Raw genomic sequence first — 9264 nt, forward strand, 5'->3', positions numbered from 1 at the left:
TGACTGTGCTGTACCCCAACCACGGGGCAGGTATGCCCGGGGTCCGGCAATTCTCATGCTACCGGGTCGAGTGCACCGCTCCCCGCCCGCGCCGCGCCGCGGGTGCGCCGGGCGGGGAGGCGCGGACTCACCAGCCCGACGGCAGCGGGCGGCCCTCGGCGAAACCGGCGGCGGACTGGACGCCGAGCACGGCCTTGTCGTGGAGTTCGCCCAGGGTGCGGGCGCCGGCGTAGGTGCAGGCGCTGCGCACGCCCGAGCAGATGTGGTCGATGAGGTCCTCGACGCCGGGGCGTTCGGGATCCAGGCGCATGCGCGAGGAGGAGATGCCCTCCTCGAACAGTCCCTTGCGGGCGCGGTCGAAGCCGCTGTCGGAGGCGGTGCGGGCGGCGACTGCGCGCTTGGACGCCATGCCGAAGCTCTCCTTGTAGGCGTTGCCGGAGGGATCGGTGCGCAGGTCGCCGGGGGATTCGTAGGTGCCTGCGAACCAGGAGCCGATCATCACGTTGGACGCGCCCGCGGCGACGGCCAGCGCCACGTCGCGCGGGTGCCGGACGCCACCGTCGGCCCACACGTGGACGCCGAGTTCCCTGGCGGCGGCCGCGCACTCGGCGACCGCGGAGAACTGCGGGCGGCCCACGCCGGTCATCATGCGGGTGGTGCACATGGCGCCCGGTCCGACGCCCACCTTGATGATGTCGGCCCCGGCCTCGGCGAGATCGCGGGTGCCCTGCGCGGAGACCACATTGCCGCCGACCAGCGGGACGCCGAGCTTCAGGTCGGCGACCGCGCGCAGCGCCTCGAGCATCTTCACCTGGTGGCCGTGCGCGGTATCGATGACCAGCACGTCGGCACCGGCGTCGACGAGCGCCTTGGCCTTGGCGGGGACATCGCCGTTGATGCCGACGGCGGCGGCGACGCGCAGCTTTCCGGCGGAGTCGACGGCGGGGGAGTAGATGCCGGTGCGGACCGCGCTCGTGCGGGTCATCACGCCGGCGAGGGTGCCGTCCGCGTGGACCAGCACGGCTAGCTGCGCGTGCTCGGTCTCGAGCAGTTCGAAGATCTCCCGGGGCGAGGTCTGGGCCGGGGCGGTGACGAAGTCGGTCGCGGCGACGGTGTGCAGGCGCGCGAAGCGGTCCACGTCCGCGCAGGCATCCTCGGTGACCACGCCGACCGGCTTGCCCTCGTCGACGACCACCACGGCGCGGTGGGAGCGCTTGTGGATCAGTGCCAGCGCCTCCGAGACCGAGTGGTCGGGGCCCAGCGTCACCGGGGTGTCGGCGGTGAGCGAGCGGCTCTTGACGTAGGAGATGGTCTTGGCGGCCGCGCTGATCGGCAGATCCTGCGGCAGGACGGTGATGCCGCCGCGCCGGGCGACCGTCTCGGCCATGCGCTTGCCCGCGACGGCCGTCATGTTGGCGACCACGATCGGGATCGTCGTGCCGGTCCCGTCGCTGGTCGACAGGTCGACATCGAAGCGCGACGCCACGTCCGTCCGGTTCGGGACGAGGAAGAGGTCGTCGTAGGTCAGGTCGTACGGCGGCGTGTGGCCGGGAAGAAACTGCACTTACACGATTGTAGGGGAATGCCGGTGGTGTGCGGGCACGCCGGGGTCCGGGTAACGCGCCTGGTCACGAGCCGGTCGCGCGATCGCTCCGGGTACGCAGCGGCGTTGCTCGCGAGTGCCGCCGGATGTCAGCGGCCGCCGAACACTCGCCGCCACCACGGTGCCCGGGCGGCCGGGGACGTGTCGGGCGTGGTCGCCGAGTCGGAGGCGTCGTCGGTCGTGCGGCGGCGGCTGCGCCACTGTTCGACGACCTCGTCCGCGTCGACGTGCGCGACCTGCACGTGCGGGCCGGTCGGCAGGCGCTGCCATTCGGTGATGCGGGTGTTGAGCTCGGAGACCAGCTCGCGCACGTCGCGTTCGAACCGCAGCCGCTGCACGCGTTCGGGCAGGCGCTCGAAATCGCGCCGCAGCAGCAGTGACGGCGGCAGTACTCCGTCGCCCGTCACGCCCTCGCGGCGCAGATAATCCTTCAGCCACCAGTCGTCGTCCAGCGGATGCCCGGCCCCCGGAATCGGCTTGCCCGCCCCCGGGAGGTTGTCGAAATCGCCGCGGTCGGTCGCCTCGCGAATCTGCTTGTCGATCCACGATTCGTGGGTCATACCCGCCGGTTTGCGCTCGGTCATCGCCATCCCCTTCGACAGTCGACGTCTGATCACCATCGTATCGCTGTGGCGCACAGCCGAGTTGGGCGGAGCAACCGCGCCCGGGAAGGCGGAGGTTCAGTTTGCCGAACGATTGCGGCGGCGCGCGTGGTGTGGCGCAGAAGCCTTGCGGCGCCGCCGGTTTCCGGGCGTGTCGCGGTCCGGCGGGGTGTCGGCGGGCGGTGCCGCGGGATCGGGGACCGGTCGGCCGGAAGGTTCACGGGCGCCGGTGATGACGGTGAGCGCCCGGTCACCGGGCCGGACGCGGAGTTCGGCGGGCGCGATGCCCAGCGCCGCCACGAGCGCGCCGACCTCCGCGCGGTCGGCGTCGGTCACGAGCGTGACGACGGTGCCCGTGGCGCCCGCCCGGCCCGTACGCCCGGTGCGATGCTGGTAGTCCTTGGGATCGGCGGGCGGATCGACGTGTACGACCAGCGAGATGTCGTCGACGTGGATCCCGCGAGCCGCGACATCGGTGGCGATCAGCACCGATGCCGCACCCCCGGCATAGGCCGACAACGCCCGGTTGCGCTGGTTCTGCGATTTCCCGCCGTGCAGTTCGGTCGCGGCGATCCCCACCTCCCGCAGCCGCCGCGCCAGCTTCTGCGCGCCGTACTGCGTGCGCACGAACAACAGCGTGCGCCCCGCCCGCCCGGCGATCTCGGCGACAACCTTGTACTTGTCGGGCTTACGCACGTACAGCAGATGATGTGCGATCACCGGATTCGCCGCGGCGGCAGGCGATTCGGACGCGAGGTTGCCCCGACGCGGCAGTTCGGGCTGTGCGGCCCCCGATCCGGTCGCGCCGTCCCGTGTCGCGGGTGAGTCGGAGCGGCTGGCCCGTGCATCGGCGGCGTTGTTGTGCCGGACAGTGGGTGGGTCGGGTTGTTCGTGGTTGTGCCGCAGGGGATCTCGGCGGTCGTCCGGATGCGAGGCGGGAGACGTTACGGCAGGGGCGTCCGCGGGAGGTGGCTCGTCCACCGAATGTGTCACCGGCGCAGGGAGATAGCGGTCGGCGAGGGCGTCGGCGGCGGCGTCGAGGGTGGCGGAGAAGAGCAGGTGCTGGGCGTCGGTGGGTACGCGATCGAGCAGGGCGGTGACCTGGTCGAGGAACCCCAGTGCGGCCATGTGGTCGGCCTCGTCGACGGCGGCTACGCGCACCGCGTCCAGGCGTACGGCGTCCTGGTCGATCAGGTCGGTGAGTCGGCCGGGCGTGGCGATCAGCACGTCGACGCCCCGGGACAGCCGGGCGATCTGGCGTTTGATCGGCACGCCGCCGACCGCGGATCCCAGCCGCACGCCGAGGGCGAGCGCCGGTTCGTCGAGGGCCCGCTCGATCTGCAGCGCGAGTTCGCGGGTCGGTGTCAGGATCAGCCCGCGCGGGCGGCGCGGTGCGGCGGCGCCGCGCATCACCCGGACCAGCAGCGGCAGCCCGAAGGCGAGAGTCTTGCCGGAACCCGTTGCGGCCCGGCCCAGGACGTCGCGCCCGGCGAGGATGTCGGGGATCACGGCGGCCTGGATGGGGAAGGCGGTCTCGAGGTCCGCGCGGCGCAATGCCTGCACCAGGGCCACCGGCAGGCCCAGTTCCGCGAAGCGGATCTCAGGCGGCACTGAACAACCGGCTCAACTCGACCAGCCACGGAATCGCGACGGCGAGGGTCGGCACCACCAGGATCGCGGCGGCCGCCAGATACGCCGCGGCCGCGATGCGCAGATCGCCCAGCGGCCCGGCCAGCCGCTGGATCCGGATCAGCGTGGTCGGCCCGCCGACGGCCATCGCCCCTTGCGGCGCGGTCGAATTCGAGCAGGCCACCAGCGCGCGGGCCAGCGGCGTCGGACCGGTGGCCTTGACGGCGGAATCGTCGGCCAGCAGCTCGATCAGCAGCTTCACCGAATCCAGCGCGGACTTGCTGCGCACGAACCGCGGGAAGGCCTCGTGCGCGGCGGTGAACGCCTCCAGCACCAGGTCGTGGCGGGCCCGCAGGTGCGAGCGCTCGTGGCTGACGATGGCCTCGAGTTCGGGCTCGGACAGATTCGCGAAGGTGCCCTGGCTCAGCACCACGCGCTGGCGCAATCCGGGCAGGCAGTAGGCGATCGGCTCGCTGGCCGCCAGCACCCGGATGTCGCTGGCCCGGCGCTGGGTGTATTCGGCGCCCTGGTCGAGCAGGTCGACGAGCATCCGGTGGCGGGCGCGGCGGCGGCGGGTGTGCACGCCCACCCGGATCGAGGCGTAGATGAGGCGCGCCCCCACCAGCAGCGTCAGGGCGAATACGATGACATAGGCGAGCCACAGCGGCAGCCCCAGCGCGTCGATCTCCCGCGTGGGCGAGGTGGTGGGACGTCCGTTGTGGCCGGGCACCAGCAACTCGCTGGCGATGGCCAAGCCGGATCCGAAGGCGCTGAGCACGGCGGCGAGTGCGACCGCCTGCCACAGCACCAGTGCCGCCCGCGGGGTCCGGAACGGCCATCGGGCCCGGCTGAGCAGGGCCGGAACCGGTCCCGCGAGAAGCAGGGCGAGACCGGCGAAGACCGGCGCGGTTGCGTTCATGCTCAGCTCACTGCGTTGTGGGGCCAGGGCCCGAGATCGCGGCGCTCCCGCCGGATGGCGGCTGCGATCCAGCGACCGGAGCACCGCAGCAACTACTGCGGCGGGGCGACTCCTTTGTCGTCGGACGCGGTGCGCGCGGCCTCGGTTGCTTCGAGCTTAGCGAGTGCCTCCCGCAGTGCGGCAGCCCCGTCGTTTCCCACCTGCTCGACGAAGTGCACGAGGGCGGCGCGGCGGCTGCCGACCTCGTCGGCCTGCTGTAGCGCGTCGACCATCAGGCTGGCGACCAGCTCGTCGCGGCTGTGCACCGGCGCGTAGCGGTGGGCGCGGTCGTCGCGCTGCTGAACGACCAGATTCTTCTTGGCCAGACGCTGCAGAACCGTCATCACCGTGGTGTACGCGAGTTCGCGGCGCGCCGCGAGGGCCTCATGAACCTGCCGGACCGTCTGTGGTTCTTCGGCCGACCACAACTGGTCCATGACCGCTTTCTCGAGTTCACCAAGACCTGCCATCCCTCCAGTTTACGGAGGCAACGACACAAATGCGTACTACAGGTCGTCGTAACCGGCCGATAGCTGTGTGGGATTTTTCATACGGGCACGCCGGTGGCGCTACCCCGCGGCGCGCACCGGGAGGACGTGGCGGGTCCCGATCGGCACGATCATCGGCCTGCCGGAGACCGGATCGTCGAGCACGCTGGCCTCCAGTCCGAAGACCTCGCGCAGCAGCTCGGCGTCGACGATGTCGCCCGGTGCGCCCTGCGCGACGACGCGGCCGTCGCACATGACGACGAGCCGGTCGCTGTAGCGGATGGCGAGATTGAGGTCGTGCAGCACCATCACCACGGTCCGGCCCAGTTCGTCGTGCAGCCGGTCGACCAGGTCGAGGACCTCGAGCGAATGCGCCAGGTCCAGGTAGGTGGTGGGCTCGTCGAGCAGCAGGATGTCGGTGCCCTGCGCGAGCGCCATGGAGATCCAGGCGCGCTGGCGCTGGCCGCCCGACAGCTCGTCGAGCGTGCGGTCGGCCAGGTCGGCGATGCCGGTCTGGGCGAGCGCGGCGGCGACCTCGGTCTCGTCGTCGGCCGACCACTGGCGCAGCCAGGACTGGTGCGGGTGGCGGCCGCGCGCGACCAGGTCGGCGACGGTGAGTCCCTCGGGGGCGACCGGGGTCTGCGGCAGCATGCCCACGATGCGCGCGACGTCGCGGGTCTTCCAGGCGGCGATCTCCTTGCCGTCCAACAGGACCCGGCCCGCGCGCGGGCGCAGCAGCCGGCCCAGCGCGCGCAGCAGGGTGGACTTGCCGCAGCCGTTGGGTCCGATGACCGTGGTGATCACCCCGGGCTCGATGTCGAGCGACAGGCCGTCGACGACGACGCGGCCGCCGTAGCCGAGCGTGACGTCGTCGACGGTGAGGCGATGGGGGCTGGCGGTCATGAGAGGGTCGCCTTCCGATTCGTGCGCACGAGCAACAACAGCAGGAACGGGCCGCCGAGGGCGGCGGTGACGATGCCGACCGGTAGGTCGACAGGCACCACGGTACGCGCGATGACATCCCCGCCGACCACGACGAGCGCCCCGACGAGGGCCGATCCGAGCACGGGTTCGCCCGGGGTGCGCAGCAGCCGGCGCGCGATCTGCGGGCTGGCGAGCCCGACGAAGGCGACCGGTCCGACGGCGGCGGTGGCCAGCGCGGCGGCGGTGACGGCGGCCCCGAGCAGCAGCCCCTGCTGGGCCTGCAGCCGCACCCCCAGCGCCCGGGTGGTGTCGGCGCCGAAGCGCAGCGCCGCGAGCGTGCGCGCCGATCCGGCGGTGACGGCCAGCACCAGGGCGAGCCCGATCGCGGCCGGGACGGCGCGGCTCCAGCCGGCGCCGTTGAGCGAGCCGGTCAGCCACAGCTGGGCGCGGCTGGCGTCGGTGAGGGTGGCGCGGGTGAGCAGCCAGCTGACCCCCGACAGCAGCAGCGCGTTCATGCCGATCCCGATGAGTACCAACCGCATTCCGGTGGCGCCCGCCGCGCCGTCGCGGGTGCGCCCCCACGCCAGCAGGTAGATGACCACCGCGGTGAGCAGCCCCCCGGCGAGGGCGGCGAGCGGAACACCGAGCGCCGCGGCGGCGCCCGTGGTCGCACCGCCGGTTCCGGCCACCGCGGCCACGGCGGCGAAGCTCGCGCCCGAGGTGATGCCGAGCAGGTCCGGGCTCGCGAGCGGGTTGTGCAGGATCGACTGGGCGACAGCGCCCGCCAGCCCCAGCGCCGCGCCCGCGACGACGGCGGTGACGGCCCGCGGCAGTCGCGACTCGAAGATGATGAACCGCTGCGACCGCGTCCCGCCGCCGGTGAGCACGTCGAACACCCGCCCCAGCGGAATGTGGTACTCGCCGATCGCGATATCCACTGCGAACAGCGCGATTACGGCGGCCACGAGCCCGATCACGGTGAGCAGCATCGTGATTCGCAGCACGGCGGAGAACGGGCCCACCCGGGCGGCGGGCCGGACGCGGGAGAGAGTCGGAACGGTCACAGCCCCACCATCTTCCGCCGCCGGACGAAGGCGATGAAGAACGGTGCCCCGATCGCGGCCAGCACGATACCGGTCTGCAGCTCCCCGGGCCGGGCCACGACGCGGCCCGCGATGTCGGCCAGCAGCAGCAACAATGCGCCGAGCAGGCCCGAATAGGGCAGCAGCCAGCGATTATCCGGGCCGGTGAGCAGGCGCGCGAGATGCGGCACGATGAGTCCGAGGAACGAGATCGGGCCGACCGCGGCGGTGGCGGCACCGGTGAGCAACACGACGGCGGCCAGCCCCAGGGCCCGGTTGCGGCCGACGTGCACGCCGAGCCCGCGGGCCACATCCTCACCGAGCCCCAGCGCGTTCAGGCCCGGCGCGGCGACCAGGGCGAGCAGCGCCCCGAGGACGAGGAACGGCAGCACCTGCCGCAGCACGCTCATATCGTGCCCCGCGACGGTGCCGACCACCCAGAAGCGGTAGGTGTCCAGCGCCGCCGGATCCAGTAGCACGACGGCATTGGTCAGGGCGGTCAGCAGCGCGGTCACCGCCGCACCGGCCAGCACCAGGCTCAGCGGGCTCGCGGTGCCGCCGCCGACCGAGGAGACCCCGAAGACCACCACCCCGGCGATCAGCGCGCCCGCGAGGGCGAACCAGATGTACTGATCCGGGCGGGTGAGCGCGAACAGGTGCATGGACAGCGCGGCCAGAAACGCCGCGCCCGCATTGAGACCGAGCAGCCCGGCGTCGGCGAGCGGGTTGCGGGTGTAGCCCTGGATGAGCACGCCCGCGATGCCCAGCGCCAGCCCGGTGAGCAGCGCCAATCCGGTTCGGGGCAGCCGCAGTTCGCGCACGATCTGGTCGGTGGGCGTGCTCGCCGTGCAGCTCAGCGGCCAGCCGTCGGGACAGGTGAGCGCGTGGAGCACCGCGTCCGGCGACAGCGATCGCGCGCCCACGGCGATCCCGGCGACCGTGGCCAGTAACAGCAGAAGCGCCAGGATCAGCAAGCCCGCGATGCGGTGCCGTTTGAGAGTGACTGCAGCGGGCACGGCGACGAATAACTCCTGACGTGATTCGATCCATTGCTCGGTAAGTCTGGTAAGCCTAACCTATCTTCCGTTTCGGCCCGCACTGCCCAACCGATGAGGAGGTTCGATGTCAGAACCGATGACCGCCGACCCGGCCCGTCGCTCCGACGCGGCGTTCGGCCATGCCTGCACCCGCCTGCGCGCACTGCAGCCGGAGCATCCGCGCGTCTACGCCGTGGCCGCGATGTCCGATCAGGGCAGGCGGCGGTGGTGGCGGCTGGCCGACGGGGTGCGCGAGGGGCGCATCGAGGTGATGTACCGGCGGCACGCCGCCGAGATGATCAGCGCCGATATCGCCGCCGAGGTGGTGGCGACCGCGTTGATCCACGCCGTCGTGGGGCGGGTGGTGGCGCTGCTGGTGGCCGAGGGCCGGGCCTGGGATCCGGGGCTGGAGAACCTGTGGGTGCACACCGACAACGACGGCGGCATCGACTGGGCGGGCCTGTCCGACACCACGATTCGGGTGGTCGACGGCGATCGGCTGGCGGGCGGCACCGGCGTGGTGACCCTGCCCTGCGAGCGGGCGATGTCGGTGTGGCTGGCGCATCGGTGCGAGGCCGCGCTGGTGCTGGTGCAGCACGCGATGCTGCGCTGCGCGGGCCTGAGCGCGCGGCGGTTCTGGGCGCTGGTCGGCGAGACGATCGTCGGCGCGGCGACCTACGTGCCGGATCTGGCCCGCACCTCCTCGACGGTCGGCGCGGCGCGCGGGCAGGCGCTGCTGGCCGCGATGGAGGAGCGCGGCATGCCGGTGCGTCGCGCTTGCCTTGTTAGGTAAGGCTGACCTACACTTGGTCTCGGCGTTAGGATCCGCGAGAGTCCCGAGGGCTGCGGTCGACTCCCGATCCACTGCCGCGGGGGGGGGGGGGGGCCGCGGGGGGGGGGGCGGGGGGGGGGTGGTGGGGGGGGGGGTTGTTTTTTTTGTT

At 72.3% G+C, this 9264-nt stretch carries 9 protein-coding genes; 1 reads left to right on the forward strand and 8 read right to left on the reverse strand.

Going from position 1 to position 9264, the window contains the following annotated elements:
- Positions 1–127: 127 nt before the first annotated feature.
- From QH290_RS22070 to QH290_RS22105, 8 genes are all read right to left on the reverse strand, one after another.
- A complete protein-coding gene (locus tag QH290_RS22070) occupies positions 128–1564 on the reverse strand; it encodes a GuaB1 family IMP dehydrogenase-related protein (RefSeq protein ID WP_280384857.1) in 1437 nt (478 codons plus the stop codon).
- 128 nt (positions 1565–1692) lie between these two features.
- Entirely contained in the window at positions 1693–2187 is a 495-nt protein-coding gene (locus QH290_RS22075; protein ID WP_280268831.1) for a DnaJ family domain-containing protein, read from the reverse strand.
- Positions 2188–2283: 96 nt separating this feature from the next.
- Complete coding sequence (locus tag QH290_RS22080) at positions 2284–3816, reverse strand: DEAD/DEAH box helicase (RefSeq protein WP_425303636.1); 1533 nt, start codon at positions 3814–3816, stop codon at positions 2284–2286.
- Positions 3806–4753: a M56 family metallopeptidase gene (locus QH290_RS22085; RefSeq protein ID WP_280268830.1), complete on the reverse strand. Its 948-nt coding sequence runs from the start codon at positions 4751–4753 to the stop codon at positions 3806–3808. The genes QH290_RS22080 and QH290_RS22085 overlap by 11 nt, the downstream gene beginning before the upstream one ends.
- 92 nt (positions 4754–4845) lie before the next feature.
- Positions 4846–5262 carry a BlaI/MecI/CopY family transcriptional regulator gene (locus QH290_RS22090; RefSeq protein ID WP_280268829.1) on the reverse strand — a complete coding sequence of 139 codons (417 nt, stop codon included), beginning with the start codon at positions 5260–5262 and terminating at the stop codon, positions 4846–4848.
- Between the two features lie 99 nt (positions 5263–5361).
- Positions 5362–6183 (reverse strand): ABC transporter ATP-binding protein, encoded by an 822-nt coding sequence (locus QH290_RS22095; protein ID WP_280268828.1) that lies wholly within the window; start codon positions 6181–6183, stop codon positions 5362–5364.
- Positions 6180–7268: a FecCD family ABC transporter permease gene (locus tag QH290_RS22100; RefSeq protein ID WP_280268827.1), complete on the reverse strand. Its 1089-nt coding sequence runs from the start codon at positions 7266–7268 to the stop codon at positions 6180–6182. The genes QH290_RS22095 and QH290_RS22100 overlap by 4 nt, the downstream gene beginning before the upstream one ends.
- Entirely contained in the window at positions 7265–8302 is a 1038-nt protein-coding gene (locus tag QH290_RS22105; protein ID WP_280384858.1) for a FecCD family ABC transporter permease, read from the reverse strand. The genes QH290_RS22100 and QH290_RS22105 overlap by 4 nt, the downstream gene beginning before the upstream one ends.
- 106 nt (positions 8303–8408) lie before the next feature.
- On the opposite strand from QH290_RS22105, the gene QH290_RS22110 reads away from it, so the two are divergent.
- Positions 8409–9116, forward strand: coding sequence for a hypothetical protein (locus tag QH290_RS22110; protein WP_280268825.1), 708 nt, complete (start codon positions 8409–8411; stop codon positions 9114–9116).
- The last annotated feature ends 148 nt before the right edge of the window (positions 9117–9264 follow it).

The organism is Nocardia wallacei (genome assembly GCF_029869545.1).
GTDB lineage: Bacteria > Actinomycetota > Actinomycetes > Mycobacteriales > Mycobacteriaceae > Nocardia > Nocardia wallacei_A.